Annotated in this window: 24 protein-coding genes; 21 read left to right on the top strand and 3 right to left on the bottom strand. The window is 54.0% G+C overall.

Annotated elements, in window-relative coordinates:
* Positions 1-15: 15 nt before the first annotated feature.
* From rplQ to LPA02S_RS01965, 11 genes are all read left to right on the top strand, one after another.
* Entirely contained in the window at positions 16-396 is a 381-nt protein-coding gene (rplQ, locus tag LPA02S_RS02010) for a 50S ribosomal protein L17 (protein ID WP_054649315.1), read from the top strand.
* Between the two features lie 609 nt (positions 397-1,005).
* Positions 1,006-1,857, top strand: coding sequence for an energy-coupling factor ABC transporter ATP-binding protein (locus tag LPA02S_RS02005; RefSeq protein ID WP_056956652.1), 852 nt, complete (start codon positions 1,006-1,008; stop codon positions 1,855-1,857).
* Positions 1,833-2,699 (top strand): energy-coupling factor ABC transporter ATP-binding protein, encoded by an 867-nt coding sequence (locus LPA02S_RS02000; protein WP_056956651.1) that lies wholly within the window; start codon positions 1,833-1,835, stop codon positions 2,697-2,699. Before LPA02S_RS02005 ends, LPA02S_RS02000 begins: the two co-directional genes overlap by 25 nt.
* The gene (locus LPA02S_RS01995; protein ID WP_056956650.1) at positions 2,692-3,489 is read left to right on the top strand and encodes an energy-coupling factor transporter transmembrane component T family protein; all 798 of its coding nucleotides are present in this window, start codon (positions 2,692-2,694) and stop codon (positions 3,487-3,489) included. The genes LPA02S_RS02000 and LPA02S_RS01995 overlap by 8 nt, the downstream gene beginning before the upstream one ends.
* A gap of 21 nt (positions 3,490-3,510) precedes the next feature.
* On the top strand, positions 3,511-4,281 hold the full coding sequence (gene truA, locus LPA02S_RS01990; protein ID WP_054649321.1) for a tRNA pseudouridine(38-40) synthase TruA: 771 nt from the start codon (positions 3,511-3,513) through the stop codon (positions 4,279-4,281).
* 218 nt (positions 4,282-4,499) lie between these two features.
* Positions 4,500-4,946, top strand: coding sequence for a 50S ribosomal protein L13 (gene rplM / locus LPA02S_RS01985; RefSeq protein WP_054649323.1), 447 nt, complete (start codon positions 4,500-4,502; stop codon positions 4,944-4,946).
* An 11-nt stretch (positions 4,947-4,957) separates the two neighbouring features.
* Positions 4,958-5,350: a 30S ribosomal protein S9 gene (rpsI, locus tag LPA02S_RS01980; RefSeq protein ID WP_054649325.1), complete on the top strand. Its 393-nt coding sequence runs from the start codon at positions 4,958-4,960 to the stop codon at positions 5,348-5,350.
* 127 nt (positions 5,351-5,477) lie between these two features.
* The gene (locus LPA02S_RS01975; protein WP_056956649.1) at positions 5,478-5,903 is read left to right on the top strand and encodes a hypothetical protein; all 426 of its coding nucleotides are present in this window, start codon (positions 5,478-5,480) and stop codon (positions 5,901-5,903) included.
* 218 nt (positions 5,904-6,121) lie between these two features.
* Positions 6,122-6,283 (top strand): NmrA family NAD(P)-binding protein, encoded by a 162-nt coding sequence (locus LPA02S_RS11605; RefSeq protein ID WP_156302039.1) that lies wholly within the window; start codon positions 6,122-6,124, stop codon positions 6,281-6,283.
* A gap of 38 nt (positions 6,284-6,321) precedes the next feature.
* Complete coding sequence (locus tag LPA02S_RS01970) at positions 6,322-6,711, top strand: NAD(P)-dependent oxidoreductase (protein ID WP_082405320.1); 390 nt, start codon at positions 6,322-6,324, stop codon at positions 6,709-6,711.
* 525 nt (positions 6,712-7,236) lie between these two features.
* Positions 7,237-7,869, top strand: a complete 633-nt coding sequence (locus LPA02S_RS01965; RefSeq protein ID WP_056956648.1) for a nuclear transport factor 2 family protein — start codon at positions 7,237-7,239, stop codon at positions 7,867-7,869.
* A gap of 121 nt (positions 7,870-7,990) precedes the next feature.
* Here the strand turns inward: LPA02S_RS01965 and LPA02S_RS01960 are convergent, their stop codons facing one another.
* The gene (locus LPA02S_RS01960; protein ID WP_056956647.1) at positions 7,991-8,572 is read right to left on the bottom strand and encodes a TetR/AcrR family transcriptional regulator; all 582 of its coding nucleotides are present in this window, start codon (positions 8,570-8,572) and stop codon (positions 7,991-7,993) included.
* Between the two features lie 152 nt (positions 8,573-8,724).
* On the opposite strand from LPA02S_RS01960, the gene LPA02S_RS01955 reads away from it, so the two are divergent.
* The 3 genes from LPA02S_RS01955 to LPA02S_RS01945 all read left to right on the top strand — a co-directional run bounded on the left by LPA02S_RS01955 (position 8,725) and on the right by LPA02S_RS01945 (position 13,709).
* On the top strand, positions 8,725-10,986 hold the full coding sequence (locus LPA02S_RS01955) for a YhgE/Pip family protein (protein WP_056956646.1): 2,262 nt from the start codon (positions 8,725-8,727) through the stop codon (positions 10,984-10,986).
* Positions 10,987-11,252: 266 nt separating this feature from the next.
* Positions 11,253-12,503, top strand: coding sequence for a PTS sugar transporter subunit IIC (locus LPA02S_RS01950; protein ID WP_056956645.1), 1,251 nt, complete (start codon positions 11,253-11,255; stop codon positions 12,501-12,503).
* A 33-nt stretch (positions 12,504-12,536) separates the two neighbouring features.
* Positions 12,537-13,709 (top strand): GNAT family N-acetyltransferase, encoded by a 1,173-nt coding sequence (locus LPA02S_RS01945; RefSeq protein ID WP_054649337.1) that lies wholly within the window; start codon positions 12,537-12,539, stop codon positions 13,707-13,709.
* A gap of 252 nt (positions 13,710-13,961) precedes the next feature.
* On the opposite strand, the gene LPA02S_RS01940 is transcribed toward LPA02S_RS01945, so the two are convergent.
* Both LPA02S_RS01940 and LPA02S_RS01935 read right to left on the bottom strand, forming a co-directional pair.
* A complete protein-coding gene (locus LPA02S_RS01940) occupies positions 13,962-15,002 on the bottom strand; it encodes a zinc-binding dehydrogenase (RefSeq protein ID WP_056956644.1) in 1,041 nt (346 codons plus the stop codon).
* A gap of 159 nt (positions 15,003-15,161) precedes the next feature.
* Positions 15,162-15,719, bottom strand: a complete 558-nt coding sequence (locus tag LPA02S_RS01935; protein ID WP_054649339.1) for a sigma-70 RNA polymerase sigma factor region 4 domain-containing protein — start codon at positions 15,717-15,719, stop codon at positions 15,162-15,164.
* Between the two features lie 488 nt (positions 15,720-16,207).
* Here LPA02S_RS01935 and LPA02S_RS01930 point away from each other — a divergent pair, with 488 nt between their 5' ends.
* From LPA02S_RS01930 to LPA02S_RS01900, 7 genes are all read left to right on the top strand, one after another.
* Positions 16,208-16,705: a hypothetical protein gene (locus LPA02S_RS01930; protein WP_054649341.1), complete on the top strand. Its 498-nt coding sequence runs from the start codon at positions 16,208-16,210 to the stop codon at positions 16,703-16,705.
* 38 nt (positions 16,706-16,743) lie between these two features.
* Positions 16,744-17,520 (top strand): hypothetical protein, encoded by a 777-nt coding sequence (locus LPA02S_RS01925; protein ID WP_056956643.1) that lies wholly within the window; start codon positions 16,744-16,746, stop codon positions 17,518-17,520.
* Positions 17,521-17,650: 130 nt separating this feature from the next.
* On the top strand, positions 17,651-18,055 hold the full coding sequence (locus tag LPA02S_RS01920) for a fluoride efflux transporter FluC (RefSeq protein WP_056956642.1): 405 nt from the start codon (positions 17,651-17,653) through the stop codon (positions 18,053-18,055).
* Positions 18,049-18,402 (top strand): fluoride efflux transporter FluC, encoded by a 354-nt coding sequence (locus LPA02S_RS01915; protein WP_054649345.1) that lies wholly within the window; start codon positions 18,049-18,051, stop codon positions 18,400-18,402. The genes LPA02S_RS01920 and LPA02S_RS01915 overlap by 7 nt, the downstream gene beginning before the upstream one ends.
* A gap of 399 nt (positions 18,403-18,801) precedes the next feature.
* Positions 18,802-20,394 (top strand): Nramp family divalent metal transporter, encoded by a 1,593-nt coding sequence (locus LPA02S_RS01910; protein WP_056956641.1) that lies wholly within the window; start codon positions 18,802-18,804, stop codon positions 20,392-20,394.
* Positions 20,395-20,397: 3 nt separating this feature from the next.
* Complete coding sequence (locus LPA02S_RS01905) at positions 20,398-20,832, top strand: universal stress protein (RefSeq protein ID WP_054649347.1); 435 nt, start codon at positions 20,398-20,400, stop codon at positions 20,830-20,832.
* 184 nt (positions 20,833-21,016) lie between these two features.
* Positions 21,017-22,069, top strand: a complete 1,053-nt coding sequence (locus tag LPA02S_RS01900; protein ID WP_054649349.1) for a DNA glycosylase AlkZ-like family protein — start codon at positions 21,017-21,019, stop codon at positions 22,067-22,069.
* Positions 22,070-22,203: the final 134 nt, after the last annotated feature.

Below are 22,203 nucleotides of genomic sequence, written 5' to 3'. Positions count from 1 at the left end.
AAGGAGGAATAACACATGAGTTACCGGAAATTGGGCCGTACTAGTTCCCAGCGTAAGGCATTGCTCCGTGACCTGACTACTGACTTGATTATCAATGAACGTATCGTCACGACGGAAGCCCGCGCGAAGGAAATTCGTTCGACTACTGAAAAGATGATTACGTTGGGTAAGCATGGTGACCTGCACGCACGTCGTCAGGCTGCTGCGTTTGTTCGCAACGAAATTGCCGATGTTACTGAAGAAGGGGACGCAGTTGTGGTTACATCCGCATTGCAGAAGCTGTTCACTGACCTGGCAAAGCGTTACGAAGGCCGCAATGGTGGTTACACCCGGATTATGAAGACTAGCCCACGGCGTGGTGACGCCGCACCGATGGTTATCATCGAGCTGGTTTAATTATTCAGGTGGCATCTTGATGCCACAACCAGGCGGGTCGCACCCGGCTGGACGGATCAAGACGTGTGCGTAAGCAATTGCGTGCACCACTAAGTAAAACCGAATCGACCCTCGTTGGCCGATTCACTTTGATCATTTGATCGATGGAGCGTTACGATGATGGGTGCCACAGAGCGGAGTGGGGCGTTCAGAAGCTGAGCATTAACTTGACGTTGACGGAGGCGGTTTTCGCCGTAGTCAATGTCGGGTTAAGCGCAAGCTTCTGCCCCACGCAGCTCGACTCAGCTAATGTAAATTAGCACGTGGTATGGCCTATAGTGCCGGGGCGACGGTCCTCTTAGTCTAGCTTGCGAGTGCCAGGGCAACCTGGTCCTCCATCATTAAATGATTTTCTACATAGCAATTAAACGGTGGTTCACTTTGCGCAAAGGGTGACCGCGGTTCAGCAACGTTGCTAGGGCGGGTCGTGATGGCCCGCCTTTTTGGTACCCACAAATGAATGTGAGGCCGACGTCGATACCATAACCGTCGCTGTCAACAGTACCCGTGCCTGTGTTATCATAATTGGGTTAAACATACAGACTAAGACCAGTGAGAGGGGTGCCGCGTTTGGAACCAGTCATTAATATTGAGGACCTATCGTTCCGGTATCGGGATGCTGAACAAGATGCTTTACGGCACGTCTCGATGAGCATTCAACCTGGCGAATGGGTTGCCATTATTGGCCGTAATGGTAGTGGTAAGAGCACCCTTGCTGGCAACATTATCGGATTACTCGAACCAGAGCGGGGCCAGGTTACCAGTGGTCACGTGACGGTGAGCGGTTTACCACTGGACGATGAACACGTGTGGGATATCCGTGATCATGTCGGGGTGGTCTTCCAAAATCCGGATAACCAGTTTGTCGGTGCTACCGTTGCGGACGATATTGCCTTTGGAATGGAAAATCGTGCGGTGCCCCGGGAAGAGATGCACGAACGTGTGGCTGCGGCCCTGACTGCTGTCAACATGAGCGACTTTGCCGAGCGTGAACCGGCCCGGCTTTCTGGTGGGCAAAAGCAACGGGTGGCGATTGCCGGCATTGTGGCGCAGGCACCCGATATCATCATTCTCGATGAAGCCACATCAATGCTGGACCCGGCCGGACGCCGTGAGGTCATCGACCTGGTGACGCAGTTGCAGCATGAGCGCCACATGACCGTTTTGTCCATTACGCACGACCTCAGCGAAGCGGCGCGTGCCGACCGGATTATCATGCTGGCTCACGGTGAGGTGGCCGACGTTGGCACGCCCGCGGAGATTTTTACCCGCGGACACGAACTGGCCGATAACGGACTGGACGTACCGTATCCGGAGCAACTCAAAGCGGCGTTGCGGGGCCGCGGCATTCAGGTGCCGAACGAATACTTTACGGAGAAAGGACTGGTGGATTACTTATGGACATTACGTTCGACCATGTAAGCTATACCTACCAGCCCGGCACGCCGTTTGCGGGCGCGGGTCTGCGTGACGTGTCGACCACAATTCGTGGTGGCGAATACACGGCTATTATCGGCCATACCGGCTCGGGTAAATCGACCCTACTACAGCACCTGAACGCGTTACTGAAACCGACTGAGGGTACCGTCACGATTGGCGACCGGGTGATTACCCCGACAACGAATAACAAACACCTGCGGCCACTACGCCAGCAGGTGGGCATGGTCTTTCAGTTTCCTGAAAGCCAGCTTTTTGAATCCACCGTGCAGCGTGACATTGCCTTTGGTCCGGAAAACTTCGGCATGGGCAAAGACGAAGCCGCCCAGCTGGCTGCCGACACCGCCAAGTTGGTGGGGTTACCCGACGATGTTTTGGGGCGTTCCCCCTTCGACCTCTCTGGTGGACAAATGCGCCGTGTCGCCATTGCGGGCGTGCTGGCAATGCAGCCGTCCGTACTGGTGCTAGACGAGCCTACCGCCGGGCTGGATCCTGCCGGCCGACGCGACTTGATGGCGCTGTTTGCGCAATTGCACCGGGAGCAAGGGTTGACCATCGTTTTGGTGACGCACCAGATGGACGATGTGGCCGACTTTGCGGAACACGTCCTCGTCATGGACGGTGGTGCCCTGGTCAAGGAAGGCACCCCGCGGGAGATTTTTGCGGATGCCGAGTGGTTACAGGCGCACAGCCTAGCGCTACCGACTACTACCCGGATGGCCGGAGAATTAACCGAGCGGGGCTTTCACTTTGACCGCGTACCGCTGACGTTAGCGGAGCTCGCCGATGGGCTTGCACCACAGTTAGGGGGCTCACTTGATGAATAGTATGCTACTGGGACGCTATATTCCCGGCAATTCGCCGGTGCACCAACTCGATCCGCGCACCAAGCTATTGGGGTGTTTCTATTACATCGGCATCGTGTTCCTGGCAAATAACTGGATTACCTACGCGCTATTATTTGTGCTCACGCTAGGTCTGTTGCCCCTGGCGCGCGTGCGCTTGGGCTTCTTTCTCCGCGGACTACGGGCCATCATGTTTCTAATTCTGTTTACGGTGCTACTGCAGCTCTTCTTCACGACCGGGGGACACGTCTGGTGGCAGTGGGGATGGCTAACCGTGACGAGCAAAGGTGTACTGAACGCCGTGTACATTTTGTGCCGGTTGGTGCTCATCATCTTTGCGTCCACGTTACTGACGCTGACCACGCAGCCACTGGGACTCGCAGACGCGGTGGAGTCCATCCTCAAGCCGCTGAAGAAAATCCACGTACCGGTAACGGAACTCGCACTGATGTTGTCAATTGCGCTCCGCTTTGTGCCTACGCTGATGGACCAGACCACCAAGACGATGAACGCACAACGAGCGCGGGGCGTCGACTTCGGTAGTGGCGGCCCCATTAAACAACTTAAGTCGATTGTTCCGCTGTTCATTCCGCTGTTTGTGTCGGCATTTTCCATGGCCGACGACTTGGCGACGGCTATGGAAGCCCGGGGTTTTCGTGGCGGCGACGGCCGTACCCGCTATCGGGCCTTGGCCTACCATCGGGGGGACGTCGTGGCCGCTATTTTATTGGTGGCGGTAACCGTAGTACTGATTGTTTTGCGGACACATTGATGTGCAAAGGGGAATTGAAGTTTGGCTCACTATCGAATTACTGTTAAATATGACGGCACCAAGTTTGCGGGGTACCAGGTGCAACCACATCAACGCACGGTCCAGGGTGTGATTCAACGGGCGCTCGCCAAGATGGCTAAGGTGCCCTACATCCACGTCGACGGCTCCGGCCGGACTGACTCGGGTGTGCACGCACTGGGACAAGTGATCACCTTCGACACGCCCATCGATATCCCGGACCGCAACATGCTTGCGGCGCTGAACAGCATGATGCCGCTCGACATTTTGGTGTTGGAGTGTGCGCATGCCCCGGATGATTTCCATGCCCGTTACTCAGCGGTGGGCAAGCGCTACATGTACCGGGTGGCGCTAGGCAAGTACACTGACCCGCTCAAGCGTTTGTACACGGGTCACTATCCGTACAAAGTGGATGCGCAACGGATTCAGACCGCGTTACGGGACCTGGTGGGTACGCACGACTTCACGAGCTTTGCCGCGAGCGGTGGACAGATAGAGGATAAGGTGCGGACCATTTACGAGGCCACGTGCACCGAGGACACGCTCAACAATGAGTTGCGGTTTGAGTTCTATGGTAACGGCTTTCTGTACAACATGGTGCGGATTATGGTCGCGACGGCGCTAGAAATTGGTAATGGCCGCCGGGATCTGCACGACTTTGAGCGCGTGCTGGCCGCCAAGGATCGCCAGCAGGCGCGGGGGACGGCGCCTGCATCCGGATTATACCTGCAACAGGTTTATTACCCGGGAAATAATGCGGGCGCGACCATCTAGCATCGCATCTGGACGCGCAAAGTAGCGGCGGTGACTGGGCTACTTTGCGGGGGGGGATGCTCGCCGTCGATTCGCGGCAAATTCAGGATAGAACACGCCTGGACGCGTTGACGTTCACCGTGATATTTGATATTATATTAGCTGGTATTGTTTGCCCCACGTAAGCCCCGGAATCTTACTAGTGTCAAACAAACACAGAACATTGGAGGAAACTCATCATGAGTAAGTCATTTATGGCCAAGCCAGGTGAAATTGACCGCAAGTGGTACGTTATCGACGCTACCGACATTGCGCTTGGTCGCTTGGCATCCGTTGTTGCCACTATCCTGCGTGGTAAGAACAAGCCTACATTCACACCAAACGTAGATACTGGTGATAACGTGATTGTTATCAACGCAAGCAAGGTTAAGTTGACGGGTCGTAAGGCTACGGACAAGATCTACTACCACCACAGCCAGCATCCAGGTGGGTTGAAGCACGAAGTCGCTGGCGACTTGCGTGAAAACAACCCAGAACGTTTGATTGAATACGCCGTTAAGAAGATGTTGCCAACCAAGAACACGCTGGGTCACCAGCAGTTCCTGAAGCTGCATGTTTACGCAGGCGCTGACCACAAGCACGAGGCCCAGAAGCCAGAAGTGCTTGACATCAAGGGCTTGATTTAAGGAGGATACACATGGCAGACGTAGTATACAGCGGCACTGGTCGCCGCAAGAACTCCGTAGCCCGCGTACGTTTGGTACCTGGGAGCGGCAAGATTACGATGAATGGTAAAGATGCTAGTGAATACATGCCATTCAACACTTTGATTCAAGATATTAACCAGCCATTTGACTTGACTGAAACCAAGGGTCAGTACGACGTCTTGGTTAACGTTAATGGTGGTGGTTTCACCGGCCAGGCCGGCGCAACCCGTCACGGTATTTCCCGTGCGCTGTTGACTGTTGACCCTGACTTCCGTGCTGTCTTGAAGAAGGCCGGCATGCTGACTCGTGACCCTCGTATGAAGGAACGTAAGAAGCCAGGTCTGAAGAAGGCTCGTAAGGCTAGTCAGTTCTCCAAGCGTTAATTCGCGCAGAGAAATGCTGCTACAACAGCATTCAGACGAATGTTTTACCAAATCGGTCACCCTCCAATGGGTGGCTGATTTTTTTACTCAATGCATCTGGTAAAATGGTGGCAAAGGGGGTGGGCCAATGCCCGCATTTACGCGCCAGGACGCTTTAAACGTTATGAACGATCTGGGACTACCCGATGACAACAATTTTCTCTACGCATTTGCAACTAAGCCACTAAAAAATGAAGTAATCTGGAACGTGTTATCGAATGTACCGCAACTTTTCAGTGCATTCTTTGAATATCCGGTGGTTATGGTTTTTACGGAAAATAAGATATACGTACATGCCGTCGGTGGCAAACATAAAGGGGAAACTACAGTATTCAACAATGCTCAAATTGCAGAATTTGAAATTCGCACGTCAGCTATGCAGTCCAATATAGAGTTCTCATATGAAGGCAAACCGTTGCGTTTCTGGTTTATGGCCGACTCAACAGGACGATTAGCTTATGTTCATGAAAATTATGAAAGCTTAGCTACTAAACGCTGGTTTGATTTAATCTAGTTTTGCTCACAGGTGCTGGTAAAATAGGCTCTTCGTCAGGTAGAATTAATGTGTTTTGTGAAGCATCTAGACCTTAATTGGTCTAGGTGCTTTTATTTTTTTGCGCATACATCTGTTAATGTGATTGCAAGGGAGGCGGACCAATGCCATTTTTTAGACTGGAAATTAGGTTACAACTATAATGATTTCTGAGAAGTAAATCAAAGGAGTTTTAAACTATGAAAATTGCGATTATTGGTGCTACGGGCCACGTTGGCTCTGCAGTGACGGCTGGGGCGTTGCGCCAGGACCACGAGGTGACGGCGATTCTACGCCTTAATCCCCCCCAGATAAGGGCAAACTCGACAGTGCTGTCAAGGTGGTTGAACACGACGCACTAGCCTTGGCGAAAGAAGATTTATCTGGCTAGGACGCCATTGTGGACGGCTTTGCTTCCCCACAGTCTTATCAGCACATCGACGTTGCCGCAAACCTGATTAAGGCGTTTCCGGAAGATGACAAGACCAAATTGATCTTTGTTATTGGTTCCTCCACCTTGGAGAAAGCTGACGGAACCACGCTTTTGGCCGATAACCAGAAGCAATTCGCTGGTGCGCCTTGGCTGGCTGCAATGGTGCAACAATCCCGGAAATTTGAAATGCTCAAGTGGGTCACGAACGTCAACTGGACGGCGGTCACGCCAAACACTGATTTTGAACTCGGCGAAAAAACTGGTTTCAAACTCGGTGGTGATCAGGTATTGACGCCCACCGTTGAAGACAAGTCGCTGATCTCGTTTGGCAACTTCGCGGCAGCAATCTTAGACTAAATCGAACAGAACAAGCACCCGCAACAGCGGTTCTCCGTCATCAACGCCTAAAGATGACTGATAGACAAAAACGGTAACAGCATTAGCAGACTTCATTAACCGTAAAATGGGGATAGTGAGCAACTGAAGTGTCCTTTAATTTTTAGACTTCTTGTCTAACTTTTGTGTGTTGCCTCAATAATAGCTTAGATCAAAATATCCTGGTGGCCATTAATCAACGTTGCACCAACATGCTGCTGAACAGTTTGTTTGAAAGGTTACAGCGATAGAGGGGATAATCGGGTCATTCGAACTGAGGAATGTGTGGGTCCTGCACACGGGTTACTTGTGCATCCTGAAATGACCCGCGTGAACTTAATTGCCGGCTATGATAAATTAACACTGCTACCTGCGGAAATTTCCCTTAGGTGGTCAAAGCCCTGGGCCAATACGGGACATAATGGCCCTGTTGGACAACAAACGCGGCTATTTTCGGTTACTAAAGTTGTCTATAATGATGGCAATCAATAAGGAGGGCCACGCATTATGACGACAAAAAAATTCTATGATATTGCTTTGGATCAGACGGATAAGCAGGCCGTTGCCGACCGTGCCGAGATTCGCGAGTTGCTCGAGTATGAGCGCTACACGCGTGACAACAGCCTGTATGCGCAGGAGGCAGCCTGTTACAGCGATGATGCGCAGATTCACGTGTCGTGGTATGACGGTCCAGCAAAGGGCTATTTTGCCAAAGTGGCGCAGGCAAACGGTGGTGGTGCAAAGCACAAGATCAATTACACTGCCGTTTGGGTTAATGGCAACAAGGCTATCGGCGAAATGCCCGTGATGATGCTGTCACCCAGGATTAAGCTCGACGGGCAAGCGGTCGATTTGCAATCCTATGCCCGTATTTTCACCCGATTGGAGAAGCAGGACGGTGTCTGGAAGATTATGGATGGCGACTGCATCTACGAACGTGATGAACTGATTCCCGTCATCCCTGGTCAACCTATCAAGATTGATACGGCTGAACTCGCGGGCTACCGTGAAAGTTACCAAGGCCTTTGCTACGTACTGGCACGAACCGGGATGCAAGGTAGTGACGACCTACCTGGTGATGATCAGCCCAATACGGTAGAGCAAGTCTATAGTGCAGCCAGTCAGTGGTTCTTTGCTTAGCTTCCTGTGCACACTGCAGTAACCGTCCCTCAATATGTCACCGTGGACCAACAGAATTGCTCCTGATTAATGGGGCGGTCTGTTGGTCCACATTTGTATTATGCTCGACGGACCCCGCGCGTTAAATATCCAAACCCATTGCCCCTCGCAAGCCACTAACGCTAAGCTCGACACTTTTTTCACGAATCTGTTCGGGCGTTAGGGACAGCTTACCGGCTAGACGCAAGCGGAGTAACGATAGAATTGTGTTGGCCGAAAAGCTGACGATAATGGTGGCGTCGTTAAGCGAATAGTCCGTTGCCTTCGTGATGGCTTCAGCCATGCGGGTGGAGACGTCATCGCGAATTTGGCGAATACGTCCAGAATGGTCATCCTGAAACAGAATGTACGAATAGAACTCCTGGTTGGCCAGGAAAAAGGCGGTCAGGGTATTAATCAGTAACCCCCGTTCGGCTAAGTAATCTTTGACCGCGTGCTGGCTAAGGCGGTCAAGTAAATCAACGCGGGCATCATCGACATAGGTGTTAACCAGATCCTCGATGGTGTCGTAGTGGAGGTAAAAAGTTTTACGGTTAATACCAGTCTTTTTGGCCAAAGCGGTTACACGAATCGGTTGTTCATGGTGCATAATCATTTCTTCAAACGCGGTACGAATGGCTTGTTCAGTTCGGGCTGCGCGGATATCCTGTTTTTGTTGTGCCATAATGTCCTCCGTTGCAAAAAAACTTACGCCACAATTTAACCATAAATGGGACATAAACCCCAAAAAATTTTTTTATGGGTTGGGGTTAACTGCAGACATGTTAGACTCGTTTTCATCAACCAAGATTTGGGGTAATGAGAGGAAGTATTAGCATGCTGAAGGCTGAATTAAAGTACATTACTAGCCACCGCCTATTGTTGGTTGCACTCATCATTATTGCGCTAATTCCATCAATATATGCGGTCACCTTTCTGAAATCAATGTGGGACCCGTACGGCAAGACGGGGGACCTCCCCGTGGCCATAGTGAACCACGATCAGTCCGCGACGATGAACGGTCAAAAGCTAACGCTCGGCCATAACTTGGCGTCTACACTCAAGGATAGTAAAAGTCTGGATTTTGAGGTGGTGTCGGCGCGTAAAGCGCACCAGGGGTTGAAGCAGGGCAAGTATTACGGTGTTTACACCATTCCCGCCAACTTTTCCAAGAACGCAACCACGGTGTTTTCCCGGCATCCCCGGCAGCTCCAGCTTCATCTCGAAACCAGCTCCGGCCATAACTTTTTTGCCGGTAAAATCGCCACTACGGCTGCCAGCAACATGCAGCGACAATTGAACGGTCAACTGAACGCGGCCTACACTAAGACCCTCGCGGCCGGGCTGAACAAAGTTGGGCGGGGGATGGCCACGGCAAGTACCGGTGCTGGAAAGCTGGCTAAGGGTAGTGCCACACTCCAATCGGGTAGCCAGCAGTTAACCAGTGGCCTGCAGACTTCTGCTGACGGCGAGCAGCGGTTGGCAACGAGTGCGGGTCAGTTAGCTAGTGGTAGTGCAGAATATGTTGCTGGCGTGCATTCTGCCAGCGCGGGTAGTCAGACGCTGGCGGGTGGCTTGGCGCAAAGTGCGAGTGGTGCACAAAGTGTGGGCAGTGGGGCGCAGAAACTCAGTGCTAACCTGGCAACTTTGCAGTCGGGTAGCCAAACTTTAGCTTCACAGTCCGCAGCGTTTAGCGCGCAGCTCAAGCAGTTTGCCCAGACTTTGGCTGCCAGCAATACTGGTGCTGCTAGTCAGCAGTTGGCCACATTGTTGCAGGCGACCGCCCAGACCCTCAACGCCGAGGGCCAGGCTCAGAGCGCAGCCATTGATCAAACTAAGAGCAACGTGGCGGCGACTGCTGCACAACTTAACTTGAACGCTGACCAAACCGCACAGCTGCAGACGGCAGCCACAAGTGCGTATAGTGCTACGGCAGCCAAGCAGTCGGCGAGCGTGCAGCCCCTGCTGACACAGCTGCAGTCGGCGCTGACCACCCTGAGTGGGTCGGCTGATCAATCGTCCAAGCTTAGTACCGCGCTCGACCAGCTCACGACGGGTGCCGACCGGTTAACCGCCGGCACCACGCAGATTGCGAATGGTGCGGCGGAGCTCAGTGCCGGTAGTACACAGCTAGTGGCGGGTAGTACGCAGCTGGCTAACGGTTCCGGGAAACTTTTGGCGGGAGCGACCAACCTGAATTCTGGTTTGGCCGTCCTGAGTAGCAAGGGCCAAACGTTAAGCACGGGGGCTGGTCAGTTGGCAACCGGTGCCAGCACTTTAGCGGCTGGTGGGAGCCAACTCGTTTCCGGCAGTAACCAGCTACAAAGTGGGACTGCCAGTCTGAGCACTGGTAGTCAAACCTTAGCCAAGAAGCTGAACGCCGGTGCCAGCGCGGTACCGAAGCTGAAGGTCACGCAGGCCACTACCAAGATGTTGACTAGCCCGACGACCGTAAAGGCGTACGAACGCGATTCCGTCCCGAACAACGGGACGGCTATGGCACCATACATGGCGGGGGTGGCTCTTTACGTGCTCGCGCTAGCGGTCAACCTGATGTATGACACGGTCAGCCCGCACACTAAGCCTAAAAATGGTGTGCAATGGTGGGCCAGCAAGTCGGTCATTATCAACGGCGTGGCCGTCCTGGGTGGGACACTGGAGTATCTATTCCTGCGCACCATTGCAGGTTTAAAGCCGGAGCAGGGTTTCGCAACCTGGTTAGTCATTGTCCTGACGGCGTTAGTCCTGATGAACATGGTTACCTGGCTCAACCTCGCGCTGAAGCAGTTAGGATCCTTTGTGGCCATGGTACTACTGGTCTTGCAGCTATCCAGTTCGGCCGGAACGTACCCGATCGTTTTGAGCGGCACGTTCTTCGAAAGACTACACCCATACCTACCCATCAGCTACACGGTTGACGCTTTGCGGCATACCATCATGATGAGTGATTGGCCGAGCACGGACTTGTGGGTACTGATAGGCTTCTTTATCGCCTTTGCCGCGCTTTTGCTGCTGAACTATACGCGCCGTTTTTTGCGGACCAGTCCCAGTGCTTTTAGTGACGAGGACAGCAAAGAAATAGACAATTCAATTGGCTAACAGATATGCCCCGCAGGCTGTGCTTGCGGGACATTTTTATCTAACTAGCAAAATTTTTTTGGCCGAATTGGCTGTCCACCCCACGATACGTGTAAGGCTGAACTCCCCATCATTCTGTATAATTGGTATATACCATCGGCAGCAATCGATGTATTGACGGATTTGGTCTAGACCTCTAACATAAGTGTTGTTATCTAGTAAGCGCTTTATTTTGGGCCATGGTTAACGTGACCAGAACAAAGCGTACCTTATGAGGAGGTGCAGTTATGCAGAAGTTTATGGATTGGTTGCAGGCAACCGTGATGCCACCAATGGCGCGAATCGGGAACAACAAGTACTTGGTTTCGATTCGTAATGGTCTGGTGCTCACGTTGCCCGCAATTATTTCTGGATCCGTGTTTATGATTCTGGCCAACATACCGATACCGGTGTGGACCCACTTCATCAAACCCTATGTGGGGATGATGGGGGTCGCGGTGAACGCGTCGTTCGGGATTATTTCCCTACTGGCCGTCATCGGGATTGGTTTTCAGTTGTCACAGGAATTAGGGGTCGACGCAATTTCGGGGGCAGGGTTGTCCACGATGGCGTTCATCCTGTTGTCGTTTAACGATAAGTTCACACTCGACACGGCGAATTTTTCTTCGTCCGGATTATTTACTGCCATTATTACGGCGTTCGTGTCGGTGTCGATCTTCAACTTTTTCAAGAAGCGCGACATTGTGATTAAGCTACCCGCGGGTGTGCCGCCGGCCGTATCGAACTCCTTTGTGGCTTTGATTCCGGGATTTGTCATTTTGATATTGTTCTGGACGGTCCGTGTACCGCTCGGCATCGACGTTAACCAGGTGGTACAAGCCATTTTCCACCCGTTGCTATTCGCGATGAACACGTTGCCAGGCATTCTGGTATACACGTTGCTGGTCTCGCTACTATGGGTCTGCGGGATTCACGGGGACATGACGCTTGAGGGCATCGCGGATCCCATCTTCCTCCAGTTCTTGACCGCGAACGCGACGGCGCTGGCGCACCACCAACCACTGCCGTACAACACCGCGATGGGTTTCTCCAGCCTCTTTGTCAACGTTGGGGGTACCGGCGCGACAATCACGTTGGTGCTACTGATGCTGTTTTCAAAGTCAAAGACGTATCGGGACCTCGGGCGGCTCGCGTTTCCGAGTGCGCTGTTTGAGATCAACGAACCCGTCATCTTTGGGTTCCCACTGGTTATGAATCCCATCACCATGATTCCGTTTATCGTGGTACCATTGGTGCTGGCAACCGGGAGTTTCCTGTTGATGAGCATTGGCTGGGTCTCGGCGCCGTCCGCGATGGTACCGTGGACCATGCCGCCAATTATTGGTCCCCTGATGGCCACCAACTGGGATTGGCGCGCCGCTGTTTGGTCCGCAGTTGAGTTGGTGATCGCAACCGCGGCCTACTACCCGTTCCTCAAGGCGGCTGAAAAGCAGATGCTGACGGACGAGCAGAAGCAGGTAACCGCAGCGGATCAGTAGAGACGTTTTGTTGTTGGCCTGGAGGAGGAAAAAATGACGACGAATTATCGTTTAGACGCGGCGAGCAACCGCGCAGCCTTTTACCAACTGTATTTATACGCGTTTAACGGGCAGGATACCGACGCCCGGCGGCAGTTCTTCAATGCCCGATACGCTCACGCCTGGATTTACGGCATACAGCACGATGGGGCGTTGACCTCTGGGCTGTATAGCTTGCCGTTCACGGTGGATTTTCACGGCGTCGATTACCGGATGAACGGCATTGGCGACGTGATGACGGCCCCCGAGTTTTCCGGACACGGTGGGGCGGGGACGCTAATCAAAGCCGCGTTGGCAGACATGCTGGAGCAGCACGTAACGCTGTCGTATCTGGCCCCGTTCTCGTATAGTTATTACCGCCGCTTTGGGTATGAACAGGTGTTCAACCACGTGACCTACACCATTAACCGTGGTGACGTGCCGCAATACCGCCCACAAACCGCAGCCGGCCGCGTTGTGCGGAGCAGCCTTGCGGACGCTTTGTCCGTGATTAAGCCATTGTACGCGCAAAGGCGGGCGGAACTGTCCGGTGGCCTCGTGCGTGAGGACTGGTGGTGGGATTACCTCACGCTCAAGAACCAGTGGGACGCCGCCGTTTACTACGACAACCATGATGTGGCGCAGGGCTACATGGTGTACAAGCGGTCCGCGACGACGCTCACGGTGCACAAGTTGTTAACCAACACAACGGCCGCCTTTGAGCAGTTGGCCGCGTTTACGTTCCGGCACGGCAACACCTTTGCGCAATTGCGGTACGAGTCGGCGGATAGTCGTTACCATGGCGATTGGTTTGCAAATCCGGATACCGTGGTCACGGTGGTGACGCCGTACATGATGGCCCGGATTGTTGACCTGGCTGATTTTAGCCAACGTTATCCGTACCGGCACGACTTTGAACCGGTACGGATTGCGGTTACGGATAACACGCTGTCAGCGAATAACGGTACGTGGTCTTTGAGTCGGGCTGACAGCAAGGTGACCGTGGAGCGGACCACGGATTCGGTGGATATCAGCGTCTCGATTCAGCAGCTGACCAAGGCCATGATGGGCACCACGAGTTTAACGACCCTCCTGCAAAGGGGCGAGGGCAGTGGCGACCTAGACGCGGCGCAACGGTTAGACCGGGCGTTACAGGACGCAGAGCCACAGGTGAATGATTATTTCTGATAGTTTATGTACGCAAAGAGGAGAGTGGACCACAATGCGGTTAGCTCCCGAGCACTAACGCAATAATGCCGATATTCCCGAACCTAGGAATATCGGCATTATTGTGTTAGGCACAGGGAGCTGCATTGTGGTCCGCGTTTGTAGGCCGGCTTCTCACCATAACTCCGATCGGTCAGAAGCCGGCCGGCGTCGATGTGCATAGTTTTGGTGCAGCTGCGAACTATGAGCGGTCTCCTCCCTGCGTTTCTACAACTAGTCTACAATCACGTAAGACTTAATTGCCTGCCGCTGGTCCATGGCCTGGTAGGCGGCGTCGATGTCGTCCAGCTTGAAAGTCTTGGTGAAGACCTTACCCGGGTGAATTTCACCCTTGAGGACGGCGTCTAGCAGTAACTGCTTGTCGTACGTCGTAACGGAAGCGGGGCCACCCGCAATCCGCGTGTTGCGGTAGAACAGTGGCTGCATGTCCATCTTCGGGTTGTGCGGCACACCCACACGGCCGACGGTGGCGCCAGGACGGCCACAGCGCACCGCCGTATCGACGGCCTGCTCGGTACCGACACATTCCAACACCGCGTCGGCGCCTTCGCCGTTGGTTAGTTCCATGACTTTGGCAATGCCTTCATCCCCGCGTTCAGCGACGACGTCTGTGGCCCCAAAGTCGCGGGCGAGGGCGGCGCGGTCCTCGTGCCGACTCATGGCGATAATCCGCTTGGCGCCGCGCATCTTGGCGGACAGCACGCCACTCAGACCCACCGCACCGTCGCCGACCACCACAACGGTATCGCCGCGCTGCACTTCAGCGACGCGGGCGGCGTGGTAACCGGTGGCCATGACGTCGGCCAGGGATAGCAATGACTTCAGCATTTCTTCGCTGTAGTCCTCCGGCTTCCCGGGAATCTTGACCAGCGACCACTCACCGTGCTGGTAACGCATGTACTGCGCCTGCGCACCCATCGTGAAGTTGTCGTCGTGGTTCAAGCAGCCGCCCTCAAAGCCGGCGCGGCAAGCGGCACAGTGACCACAACCGTGGGTAAATGGAGCAATCACAAAGTCGCCCGGAATCAGCGTCGTAATGGCATCACCGACTGATTCCACAATCGCTAGAGCTTCGTGACCGGGGTTCTGGGAGTGCTCCGCAACTTTGTCTAGGCCACGGTAGCTCCACAGGTCGGACCCACAGACACACGTCCGCACGACGCGCAAAATAACGTCGTCGTCCGCCTGGATGGTGGGCATCGCCACGTCCTCGACGGCGACCTGACCTGGTTTGATAAAAATCGTATCCTTCATGAAAATAGCCTCCAAATAAGTGGGTATATTTGCTGGAAGATGGTCGGTATATAACGTTCATCCGGCCAACCCGTTAGTTTCATTATGCCCGTTCTCCTGCTGAAAAGATAATACTTCTTTGCTAGGGGGTGTATGCCTGATACGTATAGTTGCCCCTACCTACTGCGTTGTTTTAATGAGTAGCAGCGCCTGTTTCTGCACTTTGCGCATGATCCGGATAATCTGGTACCGCGACAGCCCGAGCGTTGCGGCCACCTCGGTGTTGTTCAGGCCGCGGTACCGGAGCTGCAGGACGTCACGCTCGTGCGCGTGGAGGGTGCTGAGGAGCTGGTCGTAAAACTCATGGCGCTCGGCGTCGAGCTGGGTGTCCCCTGGCGCCGCAAAGTCGCGCAGGGAACCGCTAGGCAAATCGCAGGATACTAGCGGCGCGATTTCTGCGCGCCGCTGTAGAACGCGGACCTTATCCAGGAGGTTGAGGTAGACAAAGTGGCCGGCCAACCGGTTGAATTTGGTGATATCCGTCACCGTCACCCGTGCGTCCTGGTAGGAACAATAGTAGTTAATGTAGAAGATTGTGGCCTCTTGTAGCCAATCATCGAAGTCTCCACGGTGCCGCCTGATTCCTAGCCTGTACAAAGCGTGGTAAATCACGCCTTTGTGTGCTTGTAAAAAGTCGTGGGCCTCCTGCCAACAGCGCGTATCATGTTGCTTGTTCATTGTTACCTCCAGCCGGCGGGGCGCGCTCCCGCGGGTGTTTTATTATGTAGCGCTACGGGCACCATCATGCCATGGGTGTGCCGTGTTGGCGTGTGACCGGGGGTAGCTGGTGGGTCCCGACCGTGTTAGTGATTGGTGGCAGGTGGGTTGCGGAAGTGCAACGGGAATTTGCGTAAAACGCCGGTATGAGTACATTGATCAACGAAGTTGTGTGGACGATGTGACGCTTGTTACGCGTTTCAAGGTAGCGTGAACGCGGTGTTGTTGGTATATTGAATAACAACCGTCATCCCGATTCTCACAAATTAGCGAAAACGTGAAAAAATGGACAGACTCAAACCATTGAGGCTGTGGCGCCGAGGCCGTAGAATGAATATATAAATAAAGCGGCGTGCGGGTAACAGTAATTGTTCTGTGTGCGTGTATAAAGACGGTAAAAGCGTAGGAGAGTTTATTGTGCACACCGCGGCTGAGGATGGGTGATTAAGATGATTTATGGGACGGATACTACTACTGGACGGGTAGTGGGCATGATGGCTGGGATACCCCTACAACCGGCGGGAATTCCGGCCCCGCGGTACACGGGGGTCGATTACTACGCGGGGGTGCGCTCTGCCACCGTTGCTCGTAGCCGTGCACGGGTGGACGCATACTTAGCTCACGCGCGGGTAGCCGAGCATGAGGCAATTGCGCGGCAGCTGGTGCCGCGGTACTACTTTGTGTTGAAGTCGGCTGCGAGTGTTTACTTAGTCCGGGCCCGGAATTCACGCCAGGCGGGCCAGCTACTGACGGAGACCGTGGGGACGGCCGCAACCGTCACGAGTCGGGTGCAAATCAGTCAGGAGAGCGCCTTCGTGATGATCGACTTGAATTGTAACGCCGCCTTTGCGCGCGCCACGGTTAGTTTCTTAGCGACCAACTCGGTTTTCACTGGCGTTATTGTGCAGGAGCAGGTAGTGGAGACCGGCACGTTAGTCATGATTTAGGTTACGGGGGTTGGGCCCGTGTCCATGGAGTATAGGGTATGAATGCAGAATATACATTAACGATTAATGCGTACAAAGCCGAGTTGGGTGATTGGCACAAGTTCCGCCGGGCCGTGCGGCTACCGCACCGCGAATTGGTGGCGGCCCTGTACGTCATGACCGCAGGAACGGCTGCATTACTGCTGGTGCAGGCGGTGGCACTCCACCAGCAGGGCGGGATTGACCTACCACAATTGTTGCTGTTGGTGGGACTGGCGTTGGCCAACCAGCCATATTTGTTGGGCGGCTGGTTGTACGTCCTAATCACCTTTGCGTTACTCCTCCTCGCGAGTAGCATCGTCGGTGTGCGCCGCTACCGCACGGCACGGCGGCTATACCGCGGCTGGATTGACGGCACGAACTCCGTGGACACACTGTACATGGAGCCGCTGATTGATAACTTGTGTGTTGTCTACACGGCGCAGAGCGTGCCGACCGCCGCGTTGCCAGTCATGCTGGCCCGTTTTGCTTATGCAAGCCAGGGAAATGATGACTACTCGCAGCAGGCGGCCAACGAGTGGCAGGAGGTCCTGCAGACGGCGAGCCGGCAACTGATTAGTCGGCAGGAGGTGCTGGCAAAGGTGATCCAGGTCACGCGGCCGTTTGGGTCGGTTGCGCCCGTAGATATCACGACCACCACGACCCAGCGTCAGGTAAGCCTACTAGCCTTACCAGGTGGGCACACGACGGTGGCGCTGGGGATGCAGGCCGGGCAGCGTACCGTGTTTTTCAAGTTGCGGTTGGCGACCCCGGCGCTACAACCCAGCGTGGGGTAATATTCAGTTCGCATAGAAAGTCCCGCTACTCAATGTGGCGGGGCTTTTCTGTGGTTGGCGTTTGTATTAGCACGGGTGGCTTTGTTATAATGCACAGCGTTTGCAGAAACTTTGTGCGTGGGGTGTTAATATGCAGAATACAATCTGGCGTTGGCGTGATGCGGCCGCGGTGTTTAGTGGTGGCTGTTTGGGCGGTGCTGCCCGCTACGGCGTAGGTCTATGGTTCCACGATGGCACTAACCTCCTAGGAACTACGGCCGTTAACCTGACTGGCAGTTTTTTATTGGCCCTCATCACGTATGGTTTAGCGTTGTATGTGGACCTACCGGACTGGCTCATTTTGGCGCTAGGAACCGGCTTTGTGGGGGCGTTCACTACTTTTTCCACTTTGTTTGTAAACGTGGTGGCGCATGCTGCAAGCCAGCCCGCGTTCGTGGCGGTGATGCTGGTGGTTAATCTAGTGGGTGGTTTAGCCGCCGCCATGCTGGGATATTGGGTGGCAACGGCGTGGGCCGAGAGGTATAACAAATGGTGATTTTAATTGCGGTAGGCGCCGGGGTGGGTGCCGTGGCCCGCTATGCCCTCACCACGTGGGGCAAAGTCTGGTGGCCGGGTCAACCGTTGGCGACCGTGGTTATTAACGTGACGGGCGCGTTGCTTGCGGGCGTGATTACGGGGTTGATGTTGCCAGCGGCCTGGGCGGTGGTGCTACTCACCGGGTTTTGTGGCGGCTACACCACCTTCTCGACCATGATGGTGGACGCGATGATTTTACTGCGTAAACGCGATTGGTGGGGCTGGCTGTGGTACTTTCTCGGCAGTAGCGTCCTGGGTATTGTCGCCGTCATTATCGGTATGACGGTCGGTATGGGGATGCACTAAACGGCAGATGTTTGCCTACATGTGCAGGGATACATAAGACTGGAACCAATCTCACTGCTGGTGGGGTTGGTATTTTTTTGTCTTGAAACCCGGGTTTTTGATCAAGACAGAGGATGCCACAATAACGTGAAACTGACGTCAATAAAATGACGTGTCACATTGTTTCTAGTGTGTCCGAAAACATTTCTTGTCAGTCTTACGCACACAAACGCCCGTTTGCGGGCAATGTTGTCAAAATTGCGGATTTTTTCTAGATATACCTAAAAATACTTTACAATGAATTTTGGGGTTGTATACTAATGTTGGTTTCAAATTTACTCGATTAATTCGAGGGTGCCACACGCATGTGGCAGTCGGGGAAGCGTGACAGGCGTTCTCTCCGGCAGAAAGGGGAATAACATGAAGAATGCACCAGAAACACCCCGCAAGCATAAACTCATTGAGTATGCGAACGGGCCGTCGTTGGAGGAAATCAACGGCACGGTCGAAGTACCGAAAGGCAAAGGCTTTTGGCGAACGTTATTCGCCTATTCTGGGCCAGGTGCGCTGGTTGCCGTGGGTTATATGGACCCAGGTAACTGGTCAACGAGTATTACTGGTGGGCAGAACTTCCAGTACTTGCTGATGTCCGTTATCTTGATTTCGAGCTTAATCGCTATGTTGTTACAAAACATGGCGGCTAAGCTGGGGATTGTTAGTCAGATGGACTTGGCACAGGCAATTCGCGCCCGTACCAGTAAGACGTTGGGGATTATCTTGTGGATTATGACGGAGTTTGCCATCATGGCCACTGATATTGCGGAGGTTATTGGTGCCGCCATTGCCCTATACCTGTTGTTCCACATTCCGCTAGTCATCGCGGTTTTCGTGACTGTATTTGATGTGCTGCTATTATTGTTACTCACGAAAATCGGTTTCCGGAAGATTGAGGCCATCGTGGTCTGCCTGATTATGGTGATCCTACTGGTCTTTGTTTACCAAGTTGCATTGTCAAACCCTGACTGGGGTGGCATCATCAAGGGCTTGGTACCAAGCGCGGGCACGGTAGCCTCCCACCCCAAGGTTAACGGGATGAGTCCATTGAGCGGGGCACTCGGGATTATTGGTGCGACCGTGATGCCACATAACCTCTACCTGCACTCCGCAATTTCACAAACGCGGAAAATCAACCATGACGATCCCGAAGAAGTAGCTACGGCCGTACGGTTTAGCCAGTGGGACTCAAACATCCAACTCACCTTTGCCTTCGTGGTTAACTCGTTACTGCTGATTATGGGTGTCGCAGTCTTCAAGAGTGGCGCCGTGAAGGACCCATCATTCTTCGGTCTGTTCAAGGCTCTGTCCGATACCACGATGTTGAGTAACGGGGTGTTGATTGCCGTGGCCAAGTCGGGGATCCTGTCCATTCTGTTTGCCGTCGCCTTGCTGGCATCCGGCCAAAACTCCACGATTACTGGGACCCTAACCGGTCAGGTCATTATGGAAGGGTTTATCCACATGCGGATGCCGTTATGGGCCCGCCGTCTGGTGACCCGTCTAATTTCCGTAATTCCCGTGCTGGTTTGTGTGTGGATGACACGGAACCTACCGGCAGTGGATGAGCATGAGGCGCTGAATAACCTGATGAATAATTCGCAGGTCTTCCTGGCGTTCGCCTTACCGTTCTCGATGTTGCCGCTGCTGATGATGACGGACAGCCGCGCAGAAATGGGCCAGCGGTTCAAAAACTCTTTGTGGGTCAAAGTCTGTGGCTGGGTGTCCGTAGTTGGTTTGACGGTGCTGAACGTGATCAGTTTGCCTGACGCCTTTGCCGGATTTCTCGGTGATGGCGCGGCTGCGGGCCAGGTACAAATGGCCCACATTATGGCCTATGTTGCCATCTTCGCCGTTCTGGCTTTGCTGGCATGGTGCACGGCCGATCTGTACCGCGGCAACAAGAAGCTGATGCAGCTGCAAGGCGACGCCCACCACGACGTTGCGGAGGAGGCATAAACCATGGATAAAGACTTTAAGAAGATTTTGGTCGGCGTTGACGATTCGGAGGATGCCTTAGCTGCGTTCCGTTACGCGATTCACCGGGCCAAAGCCGACGACGCAGAGCTAATCATTGCGTCCGTGTTGGAATCCGACGAGATGAACGTGTACCAGGCGTTGACCAAGGATTACGTGCACGGTGAGCGGGCTGAATTGGCCGAGCACTTGAACAAGTACGTTGAGTTAGCCGAAAAGGCTGGAATTAAGAATGTGCGCGCGGTGATTGGCGAAGGGGATGCAGGTGAGACCATCATCAAGCAAATTATCCCCAAAGTGGATCCGGACCTACTCATTATTGGCGCGATGGCCAAAAAGGGTATTGCCCGCCACTTTGGTAGTCAGGCGGCATACATGGCTAAGTACGCGGAGATTTCCGTGTTGGTAGTACGAAATTAAGTATTAACAGTTTAATATCACAGGGACGACAGCGCCTGGTGGGGATGAGATTAACCCCGCCAGGCGCTGTTGTTTGCTGTGGAAATGGTTATCGGCGGCATACAGTTATTAGCCCGTGTGACGTGTATAATAACACTTAGTTGGCAAACGAACTGCGTGTAATTGAGGAGGCGGTGAAGCATTAATGGAGCGTGAACAATTATTTTTGGCCCGCATGAAGCAGCAGGGCCTAATTAACCCTAGTGAGGACCTCGAGCAGGTATTCCAAACGACCATTGGGATGCAGGCACAGCAGCAACGCCAGACCGAGGTGGGGATTGCCTTGCGCACCCGCAAAGTGACATACACTGACCTGCTGGCACGTTATCAAAGTGGCCGGGTTGTCCGGACGTGGGCGCAGCGGTGGACGTACCAATTGTTGCAGCGTGACGACTGGGAGCTAATTATCGCTGCTCGCCGCGGTGAAAGCTTGCCGCAAACGTATTTCCGTGGTGAGCGGGCTCGCATCATGAGTCTGGCCGACAAGTTGGCGGTGGACTTACATCCCGGCCAGGTAATGACGCAGGAGGACGCTATGTCGTTGTTAGCGCATCACGCTGATACGAACGGTGACCACCATTTGTGGTACGTAGTGATGCAGATTTTGGCTGCTCGGGGCTTAGTGACCTTTAATCCTGCGTTGACGGGGTTACAGACCGAGATACGGGTGATGCCTGCGCCCACGGTGGACACTGACGTGGCGATGCGGCAGCTGATGGACCGCTTTGTGCGTGGCTTTGGCCCGGTGCGGCTCGCGGACTTTTGTAAGTGGGCTGGTATCGGTGCTAGTCGGGCTCGGGCCAACTGGCAACAGTGTGCTGCACAGTGGCAGCCGGTTGGCGAACCTGGCGACGGGTTGTACGTGGCGGCCAGTATAGCAGCGTTACCAGACGACACTTTGACCGGACGGGCTTTGCTCGTGGGTGGTTTTGACGGCACGCTAACCGCGTATGCAGACAAAGGCTGGTTGGCGGTGCCACCCGCCAAGTTATGGACGGCAAATGGTATCCTCAAACCCTTTGTCATCATTGATGGCGTGATTGGCGGCACCTGGTCCACGCGGTGGCGCGGCGACAAAGTTGATTTCGCGTTCGAGACGTGGCGGAGTGTTCCGCGGCGGTTGCGGACTCAGATTGAGGCGCAGTGTGAGCGGGTGGCACGGTTCTTTAATGTTGCGGTGGGTTCGATTTCCTATTAGCAGTGTTTAGTTAAACGTACGCTCGATTGGCGATTTTAGCCGGTGAGGGTGGCGTGGGGTACAGCGACTTTCTGGAACGTTCCACGGTGACCGCTACAGTGGCTGGTCGTACTGGCATGGTGGCTCCGGTTGAA

This window comes from Lacticaseibacillus pantheris DSM 15945 = JCM 12539 = NBRC 106106 (genome assembly GCF_001591865.1).
Classification (GTDB): Bacteria; Bacillota; Bacilli; order Lactobacillales; family Lactobacillaceae; genus Lacticaseibacillus; species Lacticaseibacillus pantheris.
Note: the sequence above shows the minus strand (reverse complement) of the source record. Positions and strands in the feature narration are given on the sequence as shown.